The following is a 21,112-nucleotide window of genomic DNA, read 5'->3' as shown; positions in this document are numbered from 1 at the left end:
CCATTATTTTAAATATATTCTATGTTTTCATAATTTTGATTTATGACACTTTTCATAGTTTCTTCTAAGAATTTTTCACCGTTATAGACTACTGTTATGATTGATATTTTTGGTTTATGATTCATATTTTTCCAAGTACCACTCAATAGTCTTCACAATACCAGTGTTAAAATTGTTATCAGCTTTCCATCCAAGAGTATCTTCAATTTTTGTAGCATCTATTGCATATCTTCTATCATGTCCTGCTCTATCTTCTACGAAAGTAATTAAATCTTTATAAGAAGATAAAGTTTTTGAAGATACTTTTTTATCAAGAATTGTACAAATAGCATCTACTATTTGTAGGTTAGTTCTTTCATTTCTTCCACCAATATTATATACATTGGATTGCTTTCCTGTATGATAAACTAAATCAATACCTTTACAATGGTCAAGTACATATAACCAATCTCTTATATTCTTACCATCACCATAAATTGGTATAGCTTCATCTGCTAATGCTTTTCTTATAATAGTAGGAATTAGTTTTTCATCATGTTGTTTTGGTCCATAATTATTACTACAATTTGTTATAACTGTATTTAACCCATAAGTTTCTTGATAAGATCTTATTATCATATCTGAGGATGCTTTTGAAGCACTGTAAGGAGAGTTTGGAGCATAAGGTGTGTCTTCAGTGAATAAATCTGTTTCATTTAATGTACCATATACTTCATCAGTAGATATATGATGAAATCTACAGTCTTTATATTCAGGTTTATAATTAAAAGGTTTCTCCATCCAATGATTTTTAGCAACATCAACTAAAGTAAAAGTACCATTCACATTTGTTTCGATGAATACACCAGGATTTTCAATAGAGTTATCGACATGAGATTCTGCTGCAAAATGTATGACGCCTTTTATATCATATTTTTTAAATATCAATTCTACTAATTCTCTATTGCAGATATCACCTTTGATAAATTTATATCTCACATTATCTTCGCACTCTTTTAGATTTCTTAAATCTCCAGCATAAGTTAATAAATCAAGATTGATAATATTGTAATTTTCATATTTATCTAAAAAATATGGTACAAAGTTACTACCTATAAATCCTGCGCACCCTGTGACTAGTATACTTTTATTATTTTTCTTGACAAAAGTATTTTTATATGTTATACTTTTTTCACATTTCGGCAACTTCTTTGAAGAATGCCCGCTCCCTTTCCCTTTTGGGTTTGGGGTAACATCTATTAAGTCAATAAGCTTACTTTTTAAATTTCCAAAATAATGTTTGTTTATATGTCCATGATAATATTCTGCCCTTTTTATGTCAAATACTCTTATCTGATTTAGCAAAGCTGTACTATTAGTTTTTTTCGTATACTTAAAATTAAAAAAATAACTTCCAATTTTTTCTTTAGAACTAAGAGGAATACCAATAAAAGTTTGTTTTGATAATTTTCTATAAACCAATACTGGTCTTAGAAACAGTTCATCTTTACCATATACTTCATGCCCTATATTTTGTCCAACCGACATAAAATAAATTTCACCTTGTTTATATGGCATTAAACTTTTATTTTCTAATTTTTGTTTTAATTCATTCCAAGTATTAAATTTATCAATCATTTTCTACCAATTCTTCTAAATACTTTCCGTATCCATTTTTTAAAAGTGGTTTTGCTATCTCCAATACTTTTTGTTTATTAATCCAACCGTTATTATACGCTATCTCTTCAAGACAAGCTATTTTGTATCCTTGCCTATGTTCAATTGTTTGTACAAATTGTCCTGCTTCTATTAAGCTATCATGAGTACCAGTATCTAACCAAGCAAATCCACGACCTAAAAGCTCTACTTTAAGTTTACCTCTTTTTAAATATTCTTCATTTATAGAAGTTATCTCAAGTTCTCCACGAGAAGATGGTTTAACATTTTTTGCAATTTCGATTACATTATTATCATAAAAATATAGTCCTGTTACTGCAAAATTTGATTTAGGTTTTTTAGGTTTTTCTTCAATACTCATGGCATTCATATTTTTATCAAACTCAACTACTCCAAATCTTTCAGGGTCTTTAACTTGATACCCAAAGACTTTAGCACCTTCTTTTAAAGCTGCTGCGTCTTGAAGTAAAGGAGTGAATCCATGCCCATAAAATATATTATCCCCTAAAACTAGAGCAACATTCTCATCACCAATAAATTCTTCACCTAAGATAAATGCTTGGGCTAAACCATCTGGACTGGGTTGCACTTTGTATTCCAATTGTATACCCCAATCACTACCATCACCTAAAAGTTCTTCAAATTTAGAAAGATCATGAGGAGTTGAGATGATTAATATCTCTTGTATACCCGCCAACATTAATACTGATAATGGATAATAAATCATAGGCTTGTCATATATTGGTAATAGTTGTTTACTAATTGATTTTGTTATTGGATAAAGTCGTGTACCACTTCCACCTGCTAATATTATACCTTTCATTTTAACCATCCATTCATTATATTTATTACTTTCATCACATCATCTTTAGTATGAAAATAAGAAATTGGCAAACTAAGGGTTGTGTTGTGTATCTCTTCACTAATTGGATATTCACCATTAATATAGTCAATCATTGACTTTTGCTTATTGGGAGAAAGAGGATAGTGTATCTCTGTTTTTATACCATTATCTAATAAATATCTTTTTAATTCATTTCTTTTTTTATGTCTTATATTAAAGATATGATAGACATCGAAATAATCTTTATCTACAACAGGTTTAACAAATCTATTATCTAATTTATCCAAATAAAGTTTAGCTAATTCTCTTTTATGATTGGTTATATCATCTAAAATCTTAAGTTTTATAGATAAAAAACCTGCTTGAATTTCATCAAGTCTTGAATTGTACCCCAAATCATCATTATAATATTTTTTACTACTACCATAGTTTCTAAGTGATTTTATTTTATCTTTATAATTTTCATCATCACAAGTTATAGCTCCTCCATCACCTAAAGCACCTAAATTTTTAGTAGGATAGAAACTAAAACATCCGATACCAAAACTACCAACTTTTTGACCTTTAAATTTAGCACCATGAGCCTGAGCACAATCTTCTATTAGTTCTAAATTATATTTATGCACTATAGATGAAATCTTATTCATCTCACATGATTTTCCATAAAGATGAACTATTAAAATAGCTTTTGTATTTTGTGTAATTTTATCTTCTATTTTATCTGGGTCTATATTGTAAGTATCTATATTTGGTTCGACTAGTATAGGTATAAATCCATTTCTTAGTATTGCTAATATTGTTGCAATATATGTATTTGAGGGTACTATGATTTCACTATTTTTTGGAAAATCAAAAGCATCTATAGTAAGAATCAAAGCATCAAGCCCAGATGCTACCCCTACACAATACTTTGTACTACAAAAATCAGCAAATTCTTCTTCAAATTTATTAACTTGGTTTCCTAGTATATACCAACCACTTCTTATAAATTTATCAAAATTTTCTTTATATTTATCGAAAAGTATTTCATTTACTTTTTGTAAATTCTCATACTCTATCATCTAATATTTCTCATCTATATAATCATTTTTATCATAAAATTCTGATGCAAATACTAATAATGTACTATTTTTAGAGAACTTATCCATTGTATGCCAATCTTCTGGGTTTAAGATTAAGCATTTATTTGCAGTATCAAGAATATATTTATTAGATTCTTTTCCATTATTTACATAAACCTCACAAGAGCCACCCAAAGATATAAGTGCTTGTATAGTTTTTTTATGTCTATGACCACCTCTTTTATCTGTAACATCATAAATATAATAAAATCTTTTTATCTCAAAAGGTAAAATCTTTTCAACCACAGTTAAATTTCCACGCTCATCTGTAAATGTTGGTAAGTCTAGTATATATGCCATCTATTGTCCTAATAATTCTTTTCTAGTAAATACATTATAAGTACCTTTAGTTTTTCTTTTTAATACTCTTAATGAATCTTTCCAATGAAAAGGTTTCTTTTCGACTATCCCATTATAATCATTAATCTTATCTATTAATTTTAACTCTTTTGTAATTTTTTTAAGATGTTTAGTATATGGTATGTATAATATCTTTATATCATTGTTATTTAACTTATACGTCCCAAATTCAATTTTATCATCTTCAAGTATTTTATAATTGTGAAAATGATAAAAAATTAATTTAAATTTATTATCAGATAAATCATATTGTTGAATATTCCATGGGGCAACCCCTCCCCCTAAGTTTTTTAACACATGCACACCCTCAAATCTGTTCGTCCAATCATCAAGATATTTTTGATCCCCAAATTTGCCATCTTCATTTCTCGCATAACACCAGTCATTACAAGCATCTATCCACCAATTTAACACTTTCATGCCATTTTTATCATTTTTAAATGTCATAAACTGTACACAATATATCCCACTTGTAGCACTTTGCTCATACATAGGAGTATATCTATGCTCTGTTATCAAAACAGACTTATCTTTCATTTCATCTATTAATACCGAGGGATTAGAGAAGAAATACAAATCTGCATCAAGATAAGTACAAGAAGATAAACTATAAGTTTCTATACAATATTTTATAGTAGATGGAGTACAAGTCCAACAATATTCCCCTGTACTTCTACTACTTTTAAGCTTTAATAACACTTCATCTTCAAACTCTTTTAAAGATATAATAGTTACAAATTCTAAATCTAATCTTTTAAGTAACTCATAACTTTTATCATCAAAAGCGAAAATATAAAGATGAAACTTATCACTATATTTTTTAAGTGATTCATACATAGCCAAACCACGAGTGAGATAACTGCTATCAAATAAGGTACAGTAATTATATATCATAAGACAAATTTAACAGGTTTGAGTAGCATAAGTGCTTCTATATCTATCATTGATTACTTTCCTGCCTTTTGTTATAAAAATCTTTTATGTGTTGATATATATTTATCAACATCTCTTTTTTACTATATAATTTATTTATAACTTCAGATGTTTCTTCTGGGTCATCATCATAGTTATGAGCTAGATTGTTTCTATCATCTCTTAGTTCTCGCCATACATTAACATCATCTAGCAATTCTAATTTTTCTAGCCTATTTAATATATCAATAAATGGTTTATTTTCTATCTTTTCATCAAGGTATAATAAGATTGTCTTAAACAACTTTTCTCCGATAGAATCTTGGAGCTTAGAAAATCTAAATAAAAACTGGTCAATATACTCAACTTCATCATCCAATAAATTTAAATATTTATCTTTATTTAAAGGAATATTTGACTTCATCTTGCCAGATGAACTAGTTATTCTAATAATATGCTTGTCGCATTCATTAAAAATTTTTATGAGTTTTTCTTCATATAAATTCATAGTTTTATACCTTTTTGTGATGCTTCTTGTTCGATTAGTCTTGATTTATCTTTTGAGATAATTATATCTATCTTTTGTTCACCTATTTTATCTTCTAATTTCATTCTAAATTTACTTTTTTTATCTAATCTTTCTTTTATATTTATAGGATAATTTAAATCAATATACAAATCTATATCCCCACCCTTTAAACTATCATCTACACGAGAACCAAAAAGATATATTTCTCCATCTTCAAATACTGACTTAAAGGATTTTTTTATAGATATTATTTCATACTTTGAGAGTCGCATTTTAAGCTCCTATTAGATTTTATCATACTTTAGGCTTACCTTTACTTGCAATTCTATTTCTCCAGTAGCATATAGTATTATTTGATTACTATTTTTAGTTTTCGGAACATTTTAATTTTGTCTCTCTTTAAACCACGAGTTAGGTAGTTTCTATCAAATAAAGTACAGTAGTTATAGATCTTTTATTTTTTTTACCAATACTATATTATCAAGATATAAGTCATCATTTTTTGGTAATATCTTTGATAAAATTAATCCTATTATATTTACAGGTGCCATTAAAATTAACATTAAAAGTATATTTATATACAAACTTTTAGTCATTGTAACTTTAAATATATAATCATTGATAAGTTGAAATATAACTTCCAATCCATTATTACTTTTTCTATGCTCAACTATTTCAAATCCATTCTCACTCAAAATATACTTCAAACCAAAAGAAGAATATCTAGCATAATCATAAGGCTGTTCATGTTCATCCCAAACAAATGGAACTGTCATAAGAAATACTCCTCCCATTTTTGTAACCCTATTTATCTCTCGTAAGAACTTATTTGGATTAAATACATGCTCAAAAACTTGATTTGAAAGAATACTATCAAAATATTTATTTTCAAAAGGAATAGTTTCTCCATCATAAAAAATATCAGCAAATTTATGTTGTCTATTCCCCTCATCATCTATTTCTAATCCAATATATTCATTTACATTATCACATATATTTTCATAAGGTTTTGTACCACACCCAACATCTAGTAGCCTTCCATTTAGTTTAGAAACTAAGCTAGATACATTTTGATACAATCCTTTTCTAGCAAAATAAAATGGATTTATAAACAGCCCTATTATTTTTGGATTAAATTGTTCGTTTATATATAATTGTTTTAGTTTTTTAAACACTTGCTTTTTCCAATATCATCCCTTTAAATTTATATTCATCTGTTTCACCATCTAAAGCATTAAACTCTTCAAATAGATTATATCCAGCATCTGAAAAATATTTGACAAACTTAGACTCATCAAAAAACCTACAAGGATAACTAGCCTCATATATAGTTTCTGGTACAATTTGAAGTTTTATTTTTTCAATGTATTTAGTAAATGGTGTCCTATCTATCAATATATATTCAAAATCATTTTTTAAAATATCATCTAATAATTCATAAGGTTTTTCTATATACTGTAGTACACTAGAGAGTAACAAAATATTTGATTTTTCTTTTTTCACACATTCATTTACATCATAAAAAAATTTTAATCTTTCATCTTCAAATTCTTTTTTACCAATATCTACAAAATGTTTTTGCTCTACAATTCCCCATGAAACATCATCTAACTTATCTAAAAACTTTTTATTTTGGTAATATGTACTTCCTAAACTTCCACCAAAATCAAGCACCTTTAATCCCCCTCCCTCCATTTTAGCGGCACAAAACATAAGTCCTGTTAAAAGTTGCCAAGAGTATTGAATCTCATCAAATATCACACTATCTCTTTCATAAACAGCATCACCATTTTTCACTTTTAAAAGTGAGTTTTTAACAGTCTGTAAGATTTTATCTGTATCATAGCCAGTAGAATCATTTTGAGCTTCTTGCCAAGTGATATAGTTACCTTTCCAGCCGTACTTATTGTTTCTCATCTTTTGTACAGTATTTAATAAAATTGGTGGTATTAATGATTTTATAAATTGTTTCATTGTTTTATTCCTTCAAGAAGTATAATCTGCTTTTCATTATAATTTGACACTGCCTTATTTTGATTTATTACATATTTTTGAATATTATTAATATAATCACTAATTTTACTTGTTAAACAATTAGAATCATCTAAATACGAAAAGCCCAATTTTTGATAATCATTCATAAAATTTCTGCGATTCGTAAAATTTAATATCAATCCTAGTTTTCCTTGCTTTAAACAATCAACAAAAGCATTAGAATATTCACTTAAAAATAAATCATTTTTCTTAATATCTTTTTCTAGTGTATTATTTGAAACAGTTAAATTTTTTAAATTTATATATTTTATATATTCTTTAATTCTTTTTATCGAATTTACACCTTCATGATGCGGATGAGTCATTGTCGGATGAGTCCTAATTACAAATTTCAAATTAGGAAAATTCTTTGATAGCATTACGAAACTCTCAATCAAAATATCAGTATCACTTCTATTAATAAGAGCACTCCAATCAGCTGAATGATTCAACATTAATAAAATATTTTTAATTTGAGGTGTAGAAGTTTTAAGAAATAGTTCTTTTTTGAAAAAAGAAAATGGTTTTAATGATATCTTTCTAAATTTATCAAACCATTTTTTATCTATAAAATCTCTTATTATAAATATACTATTTCTACGAAACATATCTAGGTACGTTTTTGGCATATTACTTGGATTAAAACCATCAATACAAATGCAGTATTTACCACTGTTATTCTTTAATATAATATCTGCTAATCCAGCATTATAATTATGAATAGTACTTATAAAATAATCTGATTTTATGAGACCAATTTTAAGTAAAAAAACGAACAATATATAATTATAATTTTTTTCTACAATTACAATATTTTTTTCAAAATTTAAGCGATTTGTATTTCCTAAAAAAAAGTATTTTTTATTGTCAAACATAATATATTCTGTATGAATATTTTTTTTTATTTTAAGCAAAAAAAAATTTATTATTTGAAATCTAAATTTAATCTCCTTATTATTAATATCTAATAAATTCGATAATTCTACTCCCCATATTTTTTCTGATATTCCTAATCCCGTAATATGAAACATATGAGAAATATCATATTTTTTCAATAATTTTTCTTTCACAATCATATTTTTATTTAATGTACTCGTCTTCATAAAAACTGAATTATTAAAATTATATTTGTTAAAAGTGCTACTAGCCTTAATATCACATAGCTCCATCTCTTCATCATTTAAATAATCAGAAAATATTTGAAAATTTAGATTCTTATCAGTTGTATTCTTTTTTATATATTCTATCTCATTATGAAACAATAAATTTGTAGATAAAATTAAAAAATTTTTTCTTATATTAGAATTAATACTACTACACAAATTAAATAAACTTACATTTTGATTTATGACATATAATATATTAATATATTTCATTTATATTTTTTAACCATATTTCACTTTTTTTAATATCCTCTAATGTATGCACATCAAAACATTCATTTACAATAATTGGTTTTATATTATTTCCTAAAAAAATCCATGGTTTTTGTCCATTTTTTGAATATAGAGAATTTTTCATATTCAATACCCAAAAATTATGTCCTAAAAAATAGCATGGCTCAAGCTCTTGTCTGTTTGTAGATACTTCAATATCTGTAAAATCAAAAAAAGCATCTAAACTTCCATCTTTATTTAATCGTTTTGCACGATAAGGATGATGATCTTGTTCTTGATAAACAGGAACTACTGCAGATATAGAATTATCTTTTAAAATATAATTAATTCCTTGTTCTATCCATTCACTTTTTACTGTAGCAGAATTTGCTAAAAAAACTATTAGAATATCTGGTATAATATTGTCATTTATTTTCATATATTCTACGGCATGTAAAATTGCATCAATATGTTTTGAAGAAGCTGAAGCAAGTGATTTAGGTCTCAATATTTTTTTATACCCTAAATTAACCGCAACATTTAAAATTTTTTCATCATCACTACTTATATAAAAGTGATTGATTTTATCTACTTTTTTTGCTGCATTTGCAGGATAACTAATAAGTGGTTTTCCTAAAACTGGCAAAATATTTTTATTGGCTAAAGTATTATTTCCTCTACCTGTTAATAAAGCCACTATATTCATAGTAGCACTTTTTTTGCATACATATACATGTTCTTCATACCTACCAATAAAGATACGTCTGCTTTCCAACCTAATTCTAATAATTTACTAGAATCAGAAATAGACCCAAATTGATCTCCGTCATGAGAACCAATATTTATAACTTTAAAATCACCTTTTGGCTTATCGTTTATTTCTAAAATTAAATCTAATAATTCTGCAACTGTTGTAGCTTTTTCTGAACCAACATTGTAAATTGACGAATCTGTTTTTTCATCTATACCGAGGATTATTGCCTCAACAACATCATCTATATATACAAAATCTCGATATCTATCAAAAGAGCCTGTGACTTTTATTTCATTCGAAGTAATTGATTGAGCCATAAAAATACTTGCCATACCTTGCCTAAGATTTGACATGTCTTGACCAGGACCATACACATTAAACAATCTAAAAATTGTATTTTTAATGCCAAATTGGTTATACATATTTATATAATATTCTCCTGAAACTTTTGAAACACCATAATTAGACAAAGGTATTTGTTTGCTTTGTTCTGTAATTTTACCTTCTACATTACCGTAAGTTGCCATAGAAGAAGCAAATACTATTTTCTTTGCATTACATTCTCTTGCAAAATTGCAAATATTTAATGTTCCTTTTACATTCGTATCAACATCTAGCGTTGGTTCTTCTTGGGAAATTACACTAGATGTTTGAGCTGCAAGATGAAATATAATATCATAATTCTTGCCTTTTAATATCTCAAAATTTTTATAGTCAATAATATCTAAAATATATGAATCAAATTCATTGTGAATTGAAGAAAATTTATTTTCCAAATCAATAATTGTTATTTTATAATTTAAAGTCAACAGTTTTTTTGCTAAAGCTGTGCCTATAAATCCAGCTCCTCCTGAAATAAGGATATTATACATTCAATTCCTTCCTAAAATAAATTGAAATCATATCTTTAGCAATCATGTAATCACTTGGTTCTTTTATTTCAGTAGCAACAAAAGAGTCAACTTCAAAAAAAGTTGTATCTACTGTAATTAAATTCTTATTCTCTTGTAAAATATTTTTATTTATAATAAAACAACCATTTGTCACGATATATATAGGATCAATACTTTTTCTGGATATAAAATTATCTTTAAAATTCAACTTTTTATTTTTATAAAATACATATTCTTTTTTTATTTCTACAGATACTAATGAATTTAAATTTTCATCTTGATAGTTATCATACATTTTTGAATAAATTTGAGAACACATAAAAGGAGATGTAGTGTGAATCCATATTATATGTTCAACATTTAAATTTTTTATAGTTTCACTAATCATATCTTCATATTTTAAATTTATATGCCGTTTTATAAAATTGACTTCTTCCTTTAGTGCAATATCTTTAATAATAGAACTACTAGAACTAATATATATTTGACTTGATTTAGCAAACTCTTTGCACTGAGATATTTTCCATTCTAAAAGTGTCGTGTCGCCAAAGGGAGCTAAGTCACCAAATTTATGATATTTATTTGTTTCTTGTGCAGGTATTATTAGTGCAAAATTCATTACATTCTCCTCTTTAATTCAGTTAATCTTGCTATTTCAGAAGCCATGTGGAGATCGGAAAACTCTTTTTTTGATAGAATATACAATTCTTCAAATTTTATTGCTTCCTTAATTGCTTCTTTATTTTCAATAAAAGACTTCATAGGTAAAATTACTTTTCTTGTTTCTAATTTATATATTAGTTCTATTAAACCTTTATATTGATTCTCTATTTTTTTAATTGTTTTGGAAGAAACACTTCCTCCTACTGTAAAAGTTAAATGTTTATCCTTAATTTTTTGTCCAATTTCATTTAAAAGTTTGAATGTAAATTCACTATCTGGTTTTATATTATCATCAAAATAGGATGCAGTTAAATCAGAACGACCAATTGTGATATTATCAAACTTCCCATTTGCAAATTCTAAAATTTCATCTAACTGATTCATAGCATTTTTAGTTTCAAGATTTAGCGTTGTATGAATTTTATGAGAACCATATATTTTTTCTAAACTATCAAAAAATTTTTTAGCTCCAAATTTACTCTCTACCATGGGAGCAATTAGTCCATCCACATCTATTTCTAAGGCATCTTTAATATCTCGAATTGCTTCTACTCCACCTATTTTTATAAACAACTTTACATTAGCTTTAGAAGTAAGTCTTCTAAGTCGCATTAAGTCCCTAAAAGAAGAACCCTCTGCTTCGAACTCCGCTTTAATGCCTTCTAATTTATATTCATCTCTAAGAATGCAAAGCTGTTCGTACAGTCTTTTTTCAATACTAAACATATTTATCCTATTAATTTTTCAATTTTACTTATAATGGTTTTTTCATCAACGGCATTAGAATCTTTTTCTGAAATATAACCCCAGTTAGCTTGATATACATCTAAATTATTTATATTTTTACAAAGCAATAAATGATCTAAATTATCATCTACAAAAATAGCTTTTGTTATATTTTCTATATTCATAATATCCTTTATTATATTAGCTTTATCCTTAAAAATTTCAAAATCTTTATTATCGTATATGTGTTTTGAATTAAAATATATACCATTTAACTCTAATAACTTTAAAACTGTTGCTTTATCTTTTGTAGTAACAATGATAAAATTATCAGCCAAATTTATCAAAAAAGATTTTATCAATTCAAAAAATTTATAAGGTTCATTTAATTTAAGCCATTTTTTAAAATACAGATTTTTTAACTTTTTTCTTGTATTAAAATACGATTCCTCAAATTTTATATACTCATTTTTATTCGCTTTATTCTTTAAGCATCGATAATTTAATTCAAAATTATTAATTTTATCTTCTATTATTAATTTTAATATATATTTATAATTCCAAGCAGGAGAAACTAAATATCTAAATTTTGAAAATAATTTATATTCATTAGAATTAAAACTTAAATTATTGATTGTATTTTCATTATTTAAAGCTATCATAGATACTATATACGCTTCTTTAACGGTATTAAATAACACTCCATCAAAGTCTAAAAAAACTACATTCTTCATTTATTATTCCTTACATATGATTTATAATTTACAAATAAATATAAACTTTTTAATTTTATCATTAAAATATCTTTTGTTTTATTTAAATAAAAAATATCTGATATAAATACTACCATTAATTCTGAAAGTAATAAAGATATTATTGCACCTTCTACTTGATATTTCGGAATCAGATATGCTGAGGACATCAATAAAACTAATAAGCCTAATATAACTCGTAAAAGATACTGTTTCTCAAGTTTAGCAATAATATAATACCTTCCACTCAAATAACCATGAAAAGAAAAGAAATTTAATAGTACCATATATTTAAATAGTTCAGCAGAATATAAATAATCTTTTCCATATAATAAAAGAATAATTTCTTTTGAAAATAATATAAGCATAATGGAATACAATAAGACTATTACATTAAAATAATTCGAAATAATTTGTAAATTTTTTAAATACCTTTTAGTATCTGAAGATGATTGTACCAAGTATGGGAAAATAGAATTAACTAAAATAACTGGAATAAAATCTATTAATATTGTAATACGTAAAGCAACTTGATAATGACCAATCAAAGTTAAATCATGAAGATAGTATTTTAATAATATAGGAATTACATTTAAATATACCATAACCATGACAACAGTAAACATAAGTGGCCAAGAATCTTTCAATAAACTAACAGCAACAATTTTATCAAATTTCCACTTGAAAACTGATGAGTTATTTTTAATATAAAAATAGATAAATCCCATAGCTAGAACAAAACTATCGAAAAGTATTACCCATGCAAAAGCTATAAGTGGGGCTTCATTTAAAAGTAGTGCGACTTTTACTATACTACTCATAAATAAACTTATAATATTTGCATACACTGCATATTTACTCATTACTTTACTTTGAAAATAAAAATCTACTACATTGAAGCTTTGAAATATAGTAGCAGACGCTATGATAAATACTAATGTATTTGTATAGGTATCATTGGATGTAAAATTAATAGCAATAGCCAATATAAGCAAAACAACAAACGCCCCCACTGCTTTAAGCCAAAAAGCTGTACCTATAAGCTCATCTCTTTTGCTTTCATCTTTAACAAGCTCTCTTACAACTATACCATCAAGTCCAAGAGTAGCAATAGCTGCAAAAAGTCCTACAAAACTTTGTGCATAAGAAAAAAGTCCAAACTGTTCAGGACCTAAATATCTGGCTACCCAAATCCCTACAAATAAACCTACCACCATACGGAGTATTTTTTCACCAAAAAGCCATGAAGTGTTTTTAAAATATTTCATAAAGCCTTGATGATTTTTTAGGGATTTTAGTTTAGCAATCATAAACAAAAATACCCACCAGTTTTTTTACTTCCTTTGTATATTATTTTTTTTTCATCTCTGAGTTGTTTTATCCACCTTTCTAGTGTTTTAGAAGGAATATTTAAATTATCTGATATATGAGATATTCTTTGCGATGGATTGTTTTTTATAAAACTAAAAAGAGATTTTATTCCCTCATTTATTCCCTCATTTATTCCCTCATTTATTCCCTCAGCTAGTTTTTCTTTATATAGCGTAACTCTAAAACCTTTTTGTATCTCTTCAAATTTAGGTGCTACAATATTATGCTCTATACAAAACTTTTTAATCCTACTTATTCCTGAACCATACTTTTCTATAAGACCACACTCTTTAAACATAAGAGAAATCAGCTTATTTCTTGTTTTTGATTCATAATTATTTGAAATAAGTTGTTCGATAGTTAATCCATCATATAAATTTCCAGGATTAAAAAATTCTATTCTGTCATCAAATATCTTAATAACAGAATCACTGCTATCTCTATAGTCTCTATGAACAATCATATTTAAAACTATCTCTCTTATAGCATCTAATGGATAGTCATACCTTTCTTCTCTTTGGGGGCTACCTGTAATAATGTATTCAACCATAAGATGTTTTCGTATAAATATTATCAATTCATCAACTTCATTTAAAATATCACAATTTAAAGAGATACTGTCTATAATATCTGTTGAAGTTTTAAATCGTCCTGCTTGTATGCCACTGATAAGGCAGAAATCTTTGACAAATAATAAATATGCTCCAAAAGTTATTTTATCATCTTGCACTAAGCTGTACTTTTGCAGTATTTTCATAGGAGTATCTGCAAAAGATTTATTAAAAGTTTTCTCAACTCTTTTAATAAATCTTTCTATTTTCTCCAAACTTATATCGTTAAAGTCTTGAGATGTATCTATATAATAATCCCAAGAACTATTTTTAGTTTTCAAGTATTCATTTGCAATCTCTTCCATACTCATAACATGGTTTGAGTTTTTTCTTCTTAGAAGATACCTGTTTTTGTAACTTACTGGTTTAATAGGGTACTCTTTTACTTCTATAATTACTACATTTTTTTTGTATATTTCAATAATATTTATATTAGGAATAATTGAAGGTGAACTATTTTGTTTAATTTGATTTATCCAGTTTTGTAAACTTTCTTTAGTAAGTTCAACACCAACTATTTTACCAAGGTCATCAACTCCTACAAAAACTTTTCCACCTCTAGCATTGGAAAAAGCCACGATAGATTCAATAACTTCTTTTTGAAAAGATATTTTAAATTCTAATGTTTCACTTTCTCCATCAGCTATAGCTAGTAAAAGTTCTTTTGGTGTTACTATCATCTTTTTAAATACCACTCATACATCATTTTGATACCATCTTCAAGCTCAATCTTATATTTCCACCCTAACTCATTAAGTTTAGATGGGTTAGTCAGCTTTACCATAGTACCATCTGGTTTAGTATCATTAAAATACAATTCACCATCATATCCAACTATTTTTTTAATACTCAATGCCAACTGTTTTATAGATATATCTACACCTGTACCTATATTTATATGTGTATTTCTTATTTCTTTTAAATCTTTTGTATATGTAACGTTAGCATCTCTACATTCAAGTAAAAATACGCAAGCATCAGCCATATCTTCACTATATAAAAATTCTCTTCTTGGTTTTCCACTTCCCCATATCTCTACTTGAGGGATATTGTTAAGTTTTGCTTCATGCATTTTTCTAAGTAGTGCGGGAAGTACATGAGAAGTTTCTAAATCGAAATTATCGTTTGGTCCATATAGATTTGTAGGCATTACAGATATAAAATTTGTGTCATACTGAATATTGTAAGACTCACACATTTTGATACCTGCTATTTTTGCTATGGCATAAGGTTCGTTTGTATACTCTAAAGGACTAGTAAGTAAACTGTCTTCAGTCATGGGCTGTGGTGCATTTTTTGGGTAGATGCAAGTACTTCCTAAAAAAAGTAATTTTTTTACATTATGTTTATAGCTCTGGTGGATTACATTATTTTGAATTTGTAGGTTCTCATAAATGAAGTCAGCTCTGTAAGTATTGTTAGCAACTATTCCACCAACTTTTGCAGCAGCCAAGACAACATACTCTGGTTTTTCTTTTTCAAAGAAGTTTTCTACTGCCATTTGGTCTAATAAATCCAACTCTTTATGAGTTTTATATATTAAATTTGTATAGCCTTTAGATTTTAAGTTTTTTACTATTGCTGAACCTACTAGTCCTTTATGCCCTGCAATATATATTTTGCTATTTTTATTCATTATTATTCAAAATAACTCATAGTTTTATATCCACCCTCTTGTAGATATACATCTTTTGTCATAAGTTTTAGGTCTGATTTCATCATGTCATTTACAAGTTCATCTAATTTATACTCTCTTTTCCATCCAAGTTTTGTTTCTGCTTTAGTAGGGTCACCTAAAAGTAAGTCAACTTCTGTAGGTCTAAAATATTTAGGATCCACTGAAACAACTTCTTTTCCTATTTCAACTTGATAATCTGGATTTGAACAAGATATTACAAATGCTTTTTCATCTACACCTTCGCCTTTAAATTCTAACTCTATTCCTGCATAAGCAAAACTCATTTTTACAAAATCTCTTACTGTTGTAGTCTCGCCAGTTGCTATAACCCAGTCTTGTGCTTCATCAGCTTGAAGAATTAACCACATCATTCTTACATAGTCTTTTGCATGACCCCAATCCCTTTTAGCATCTAAGTTGCCAAGGTACAATTTATCTTGTAATCCTAATGCTATTTTAGATGCTGCTCTTGTAATCTTTCTCGTTACAAAAGTCTCACCTCTTACTGGAGACTCATGATTAAACAAAATTCCATTACAAGCAAACATACCATAAGCTTCCCTATAGTTCACAGTTATCCAGTATGCGTACATTTTTGCTACTGCATAAGGACTTCTTGGATAAAATGGTGTTGTTTCACTTTGAGGAGTTTCTTGCACTTTCCCATATAGCTCAGAAGTAGAAGCTTGATATATTTTTGTTTTTTTTGTAAGCCCTAAAAGTTTAACAGCTTCAAGAATTCTAAGCGTTCCTGTACCATCTGCATTGGCAACATACTCAGGAGTTTCAAAAGATACAGCGACATGACTCATAGCCGCTAAGTTATATATTTCATCTGGTTGAACTTCTTGAATAATACGAGTTAAGTTCATACTATCCGTCATATCACCGTAGTGTAAGATTAAGTTTCTATTTTCTACATGTGGATCTTGATAGAGGTGGTCTATGCGGTCAGTATTAAAAAGTGAACTTCTTCTTTTTATGCCATGAACTATATAAGCTTTTTTTAACAAGAACTCAGCTAAATAACTTCCATCCTGTCCTGTTATTCCTGTTATTAATGCTACTTTTTCCCTCATCTATCTAGTTCCTTTTATAATCATCTTCTAATCTTTGGATATCATCTTCGCCTGTATAACTACCTACTTGTGCTTCTATTATAACTAATGGTTTGTTAGTATCATTTAAAAGTCTGTGAACATCGCCTGCTTTGATGTATGTTGATTCATTTTGATTTAGTACAAATGTATCTTCATTTATCGTTACAGTCGCACAACCACTTACAACTACCCAATGCTCATTCCTATACTTATGTCTTTGTAAAGATAATCTTTTTTTAGGTTTAACTTCGATTCTTTTTATCTTGTAACCTATGGAATCTTCAAGTATAGTATATGTTCCCCATGGTCTATGACCTGTTAAATGAATATTATGCAAGTTAGTTGTTTTTTTAATCTCTGCTATAACTTTTTTTACTTTTTGAGAACTTCCCCTTTTGCTGATAAGTATAGCATCCCCAGTATCAACAATAATCATATTTTCAATATCTATTGTAGCTATATATTTATTTTGACCGTATATAAGATTGTTTTTTGAGTCAATTGAAATATGTTTATCATTCTTAGTATTATTATTTTCATCTTTTGGAAGTTCTTCAAAGAGTGCGTCAAAGCTTCCAACATCAGACCATTTTATATCCGAGGCTACAACTTTAACAATACTTGATTTTTCCATAACGGCATAGTCAATACTATCTTCTGGAATATCTAGCATATCATCATGTTTAATTCTAATAGTGTCTTCTTTTTTTGCATTGTTAAAGGCTTTTACTGAAGACTTGTAAATATTTGGAGAGTATTTTTTAAGTTCATCTAAAAATACTCCTGCTTTAAAACAGAACATTCCAGAATTCCAATAATAGTTTCCTGCCTGTAAATATCGCTCAGCTGTTTTAAAATCTGGTTTTTCGTGAAAAGCTTTTACATTCAAGCCTTCGCTCTCAATATATCCAAACCCTATTTCTACAAATGTTGGAGTAATGCCAAATGTTATAAGAAAACCGTCATTCGCTAATTTTTGAGCTTTGTTTAATACTTTCTCATATTCAATCTCATCTTTTATAAGATGATCTGATGGTGTGACCAATACTACTTCATCAGGACTAAGAGCCATACAAGCTAAGGCAATTGCAGGTGCTGTATTCCTTCCAATTGGTTCCAATAAATATTTATTATTAGTTTTATTCAACTCTTCAAGTTGATCAAGTGCTAAAAAATATTGTTCCGTATTTGAAACTATATATTGACTATCACATATTTTAGAATTTCTCTCAACTGTCAACTGAAACAATGATTTTTCATCAAAAAGTTTTACAAATTGTTTTGGCATTAATGTACGACTAATAGGCCATAGTCTAGTACCACTTCCCCCACATAAGATTATATTCGTCATAAATTATAATTTACCAATATCTTCATTTTCACCAATTGTTTTTTTTTAGGACTAACTATTTACAAGGACTTGCAGTTAAATCACTTTTATTTTTTTCAACAGTTTTATTACCAATGCCTTTTACTTTTGCAAGTTCTTTTACATTTTTAAAACAATTTGTTTTTCTATAAGCAATAATTGCCTCTGCTTTTATAGTTCCGATGCCATTTAAACTACTTAACTCTTTCTTTGAAGCGGTGTTAATATCAACACTTCCAAACAATAAACTAAACCCTAAAATAATCATCACAAATAACTTCATTTAACAACCTTAATTTTTATTTCGAGTAGTATATCAAAATGATTATAAAAAGACAAGTCTAACAAAGCAATATTATTTTTTTAGCTTCTCTTTAAGTATGATTTTCCCGCTCTCAACCCCAGGTTGATTATATGCATCTATGTACATAAACTTAGCACAAATAGAAGTAAGAAGTTCATACTCATACATTAACCCTGCTATTGCTTCTTCATTAACAGCATCTATGGTTATAACATCGCATGGTATATCATTTAAGTTATTTATGGACTCTATAGTTGCATCTGCTTGGCTATTTATAAGAGAAGAAAATTCTAAGCCATCTATATAGTCTAACTCTTCTAATCCTTCAAGTTTTATGTGTGGTATTTTCAAATTACTATAAAAATCATCCACTTTTATCACAGTTACTGTTTTATCCCTTTTTCCTTCTACTATAAGTTGCAAAAAGGAGTGCTGGTCTATTGGTCCAATAATTCCTATAGGTGTAAGACCTTGGGGAGTTTCATTTATATCTATTTTACCTAAACTCTCCCCCCAAAGTTGAATATACCATTTGTTAAAACCTTCAAGCCTTGAAGAGTAAGAAAAGACTACATTTATATTAAATCTATTTTTATACTCTGTAAAAAATCTTGCTTTTTTTAAGAGTCTATGAAAAACATCTTTTTTATTAAAAAATGAGTTATGTGTACTCTTTACTCCACTTAAAAGTTTATCTATATCTAAACCTACCATAGCTAAAGGAAGTAATCCAACAGCACTAAATACAGAAAATCTTCCACCAACATTTTTTGGAATATCAAAAGTTTTTATACTATTTTTATCTGCGTAAGATTTAAGTTTAGAATCGTTTTCTGTAATAATTAAAGTATTATTTTTATCACATTTAACGAGTGAATTTATATACTTAAATATAGAGATAGTCTCTATTGTAGTCCCAGATTTCGAAATAACTACAAAAAGTGTATCTTTTAAATCAACTGCTTCTATTTTTGAGCGTATATCTATAGGATCAGTTGTCTCTAAAAAGTAAAGTTTTTTACTAAGTGTTTTAGAATGTTTTAAAAACTTGTAAATGGCATAAGTTCCAAGCGTACTTCCACCGATGCCAATAACCATAATGTTTTTTTGCTTTACTGACGCGGCATACTCTTTAAATGAGGAAGTATCTTGATATACTAAGTTGTAATAACCAATATCTTTTTTCTCTTTTTCTATCTCGTTAAACAGCTTTGTATCTGAAATGGTTGGGTTAAAATTATTTGTATATTTCATATCTCTTCTTTTTAGTTTCTCTCATGTAAAAAAACTGGAAACCTAGGATTTCCTTTTGAGGTTAAACCATAATATTTAAAGGTTATTATAGCACCAATTTTTGGAGGATTTTTTCTTTGATAATTTTTCAGTCCACTTCCTATCTTTATGACTTGTTTATTATTCATTTTACAAGAGATTGAACCAACTAAGCCTTTATACTTTCCATGACCTTCATTATATCCTACAACAACACACTCTTCATCTATATAACTCTTTACTTTTAGTGCGTCATTATTCCTTTTAGCATAGTAGTTTAAACTCCCATCACGAACGACAACTCCTTCTCCGCCCTTCTCTTCAATAGTTTTTAAAAAAGAGTCTAGATGCTTCTTATCTTTTACTTTTATTTGTTTTATTACTTTAATGTATTTATTAGTTCTAACTATTTTTAGTCGTTCTAAAAGATTGCCTTTAGCATCTGGGACTTCAAAAATATTGTAAGTTAAATTTTTCCAAGCCTCATTGGCTTTTTTTCTATTTACTATCGAAGATACATTTGAAAAGTCACCTCTCTTACTCCAAAGTTCACCATCTAGTTTATTTTTAGGGAAATCTTTTATAAAAAAAGCAGGAGCAGAAAAAACTTTTCCGTTTCGAGATATTAGTTTCTCTCCATCCCAATAGGCTCTAACGCCATCAAGTTTTTCACTCATATACCAAGAAGTCACATCTATATCTGTGCTATATTTATTTAAAAGAAATAGTTCAGGTTTCTGTGCAAAAAGAGATGAAAACAGAAAAATAAGCAAAAATTTCTTCATAT

General features: G+C 27.4%; 24 protein-coding genes and 1 pseudogene. All 25 read right to left on the bottom strand.

Annotation, left to right across the window (positions count from 1 at the left end; genetic code table 11):
- Positions 1-8 precede the first annotated feature (8 nt).
- Entirely contained in the window at positions 9-125 is a 117-nt protein-coding gene (locus MOV42_RS04800; protein WP_324172650.1) for a glycosyltransferase, read from the bottom strand.
- Positions 115-1,164, bottom strand: a complete 1,050-nt coding sequence (gene rfbB / locus MOV42_RS04795; protein ID WP_324173001.1) for a dTDP-glucose 4,6-dehydratase — start codon at positions 1,162-1,164, stop codon at positions 115-117. Before rfbB ends, MOV42_RS04800 begins: the two co-directional genes overlap by 11 nt.
- 90 nt (positions 1,165-1,254) lie before the next feature.
- Positions 1,255-1,557 (bottom strand): annotated as a pseudogene (locus MOV42_RS04790) (type II toxin-antitoxin system PemK/MazF family toxin); the annotation flags it as partial.
- A 52-nt stretch (positions 1,558-1,609) separates the two neighbouring features.
- A complete protein-coding gene (rfbA, locus tag MOV42_RS04785) occupies positions 1,610-2,479 on the bottom strand; it encodes a glucose-1-phosphate thymidylyltransferase RfbA (protein WP_416385444.1) in 870 nt (289 codons plus the stop codon).
- On the bottom strand, positions 2,476-3,561 hold the full coding sequence (locus MOV42_RS04780; RefSeq protein ID WP_324172648.1) for a DegT/DnrJ/EryC1/StrS family aminotransferase: 1,086 nt from the start codon (positions 3,559-3,561) through the stop codon (positions 2,476-2,478). Before MOV42_RS04780 ends, rfbA begins: the two co-directional genes overlap by 4 nt.
- Positions 3,562-3,921, bottom strand: a complete 360-nt coding sequence (locus MOV42_RS04775) for an FdtA/QdtA family cupin domain-containing protein (protein WP_324172647.1) — start codon at positions 3,919-3,921, stop codon at positions 3,562-3,564.
- Entirely contained in the window at positions 3,922-4,818 is an 897-nt protein-coding gene (locus MOV42_RS04770) for a hypothetical protein (RefSeq protein ID WP_324172646.1), read from the bottom strand. It abuts the gene before it with no gap.
- A 103-nt stretch (positions 4,819-4,921) separates the two neighbouring features.
- Positions 4,922-5,401: a hypothetical protein gene (locus MOV42_RS04765; protein WP_324172645.1), complete on the bottom strand. Its 480-nt coding sequence runs from the start codon at positions 5,399-5,401 to the stop codon at positions 4,922-4,924.
- The gene (locus tag MOV42_RS04760) at positions 5,398-5,694 is read right to left on the bottom strand and encodes a nucleotidyltransferase domain-containing protein (protein WP_324172644.1); all 297 of its coding nucleotides are present in this window, start codon (positions 5,692-5,694) and stop codon (positions 5,398-5,400) included. The genes MOV42_RS04765 and MOV42_RS04760 overlap by 4 nt, the downstream gene beginning before the upstream one ends.
- A gap of 171 nt (positions 5,695-5,865) precedes the next feature.
- The gene (locus MOV42_RS04755; protein ID WP_324172643.1) at positions 5,866-6,597 is read right to left on the bottom strand and encodes a class I SAM-dependent methyltransferase; all 732 of its coding nucleotides are present in this window, start codon (positions 6,595-6,597) and stop codon (positions 5,866-5,868) included.
- Positions 6,590-7,396 carry a TIGR04325 family methyltransferase gene (locus MOV42_RS04750; protein ID WP_324172642.1) on the bottom strand — a complete coding sequence of 269 codons (807 nt, stop codon included), beginning with the start codon at positions 7,394-7,396 and terminating at the stop codon, positions 6,590-6,592. Before MOV42_RS04750 ends, MOV42_RS04755 begins: the two co-directional genes overlap by 8 nt.
- Positions 7,393-8,832, bottom strand: a complete 1,440-nt coding sequence (locus MOV42_RS04745) for a hypothetical protein (protein WP_324172641.1) — start codon at positions 8,830-8,832, stop codon at positions 7,393-7,395. The genes MOV42_RS04750 and MOV42_RS04745 overlap by 4 nt, the downstream gene beginning before the upstream one ends.
- Complete coding sequence (locus MOV42_RS04740) at positions 8,819-9,538, bottom strand: cytidylyltransferase domain-containing protein (protein WP_324172640.1); 720 nt, start codon at positions 9,536-9,538, stop codon at positions 8,819-8,821. The genes MOV42_RS04745 and MOV42_RS04740 overlap by 14 nt, the downstream gene beginning before the upstream one ends.
- The gene (locus MOV42_RS04735; RefSeq protein ID WP_324172639.1) at positions 9,535-10,458 is read right to left on the bottom strand and encodes an NAD-dependent epimerase/dehydratase family protein; all 924 of its coding nucleotides are present in this window, start codon (positions 10,456-10,458) and stop codon (positions 9,535-9,537) included. Before MOV42_RS04735 ends, MOV42_RS04740 begins: the two co-directional genes overlap by 4 nt.
- A complete protein-coding gene (locus tag MOV42_RS04730; protein ID WP_324172638.1) occupies positions 10,451-11,098 on the bottom strand; it encodes a cytidylyltransferase domain-containing protein in 648 nt (215 codons plus the stop codon). Before MOV42_RS04730 ends, MOV42_RS04735 begins: the two co-directional genes overlap by 8 nt.
- Entirely contained in the window at positions 11,098-11,868 is a 771-nt protein-coding gene (locus tag MOV42_RS04725; RefSeq protein WP_324172637.1) for an aldolase/citrate lyase family protein, read from the bottom strand. The genes MOV42_RS04730 and MOV42_RS04725 overlap by 1 nt, the downstream gene beginning before the upstream one ends.
- A 2-nt stretch (positions 11,869-11,870) precedes the next feature.
- Entirely contained in the window at positions 11,871-12,602 is a 732-nt protein-coding gene (locus MOV42_RS04720; RefSeq protein ID WP_324172636.1) for an HAD family hydrolase, read from the bottom strand.
- Positions 12,599-13,888: a flippase gene (locus MOV42_RS04715; protein WP_324172635.1), complete on the bottom strand. Its 1,290-nt coding sequence runs from the start codon at positions 13,886-13,888 to the stop codon at positions 12,599-12,601. The genes MOV42_RS04720 and MOV42_RS04715 overlap by 4 nt, the downstream gene beginning before the upstream one ends.
- A 38-nt stretch (positions 13,889-13,926) precedes the next feature.
- Positions 13,927-15,282: an ATP-binding protein gene (locus MOV42_RS04710; RefSeq protein WP_324172634.1), complete on the bottom strand. Its 1,356-nt coding sequence runs from the start codon at positions 15,280-15,282 to the stop codon at positions 13,927-13,929.
- Positions 15,279-16,238: a GDP-L-fucose synthase gene (locus MOV42_RS04705; protein WP_324172633.1), complete on the bottom strand. Its 960-nt coding sequence runs from the start codon at positions 16,236-16,238 to the stop codon at positions 15,279-15,281. Before MOV42_RS04705 ends, MOV42_RS04710 begins: the two co-directional genes overlap by 4 nt.
- A gap of 2 nt (positions 16,239-16,240) precedes the next feature.
- Positions 16,241-17,359, bottom strand: coding sequence for a GDP-mannose 4,6-dehydratase (gene gmd, locus MOV42_RS04700; protein ID WP_324172632.1), 1,119 nt, complete (start codon positions 17,357-17,359; stop codon positions 16,241-16,243).
- A gap of 4 nt (positions 17,360-17,363) precedes the next feature.
- The gene (locus MOV42_RS04695) at positions 17,364-18,731 is read right to left on the bottom strand and encodes a mannose-1-phosphate guanylyltransferase/mannose-6-phosphate isomerase (RefSeq protein WP_324172631.1); all 1,368 of its coding nucleotides are present in this window, start codon (positions 18,729-18,731) and stop codon (positions 17,364-17,366) included.
- 55 nt (positions 18,732-18,786) lie between these two features.
- Positions 18,787-19,032, bottom strand: a complete 246-nt coding sequence (locus tag MOV42_RS04690) for a helix-hairpin-helix domain-containing protein (RefSeq protein WP_324172630.1) — start codon at positions 19,030-19,032, stop codon at positions 18,787-18,789.
- A 72-nt stretch (positions 19,033-19,104) separates the two neighbouring features.
- Entirely contained in the window at positions 19,105-20,307 is a 1,203-nt protein-coding gene (locus MOV42_RS04685) for a glucose-6-phosphate isomerase (protein WP_324172629.1), read from the bottom strand.
- Between the two features lie 11 nt (positions 20,308-20,318).
- A complete protein-coding gene (locus MOV42_RS04680) occupies positions 20,319-21,110 on the bottom strand; it encodes a DNA ligase (RefSeq protein WP_324172628.1) in 792 nt (263 codons plus the stop codon).
- Positions 21,111-21,112: the final 2 nt, after the last annotated feature.

It is taken from the genome of Sulfurimonas sp. (genome assembly GCF_029027405.1).
Taxonomy (GTDB): Bacteria; Campylobacterota; Campylobacteria; order Campylobacterales; family Sulfurimonadaceae; genus Sulfurimonas.
This window is presented reverse-complemented; position numbering and strand designations above follow the sequence as displayed.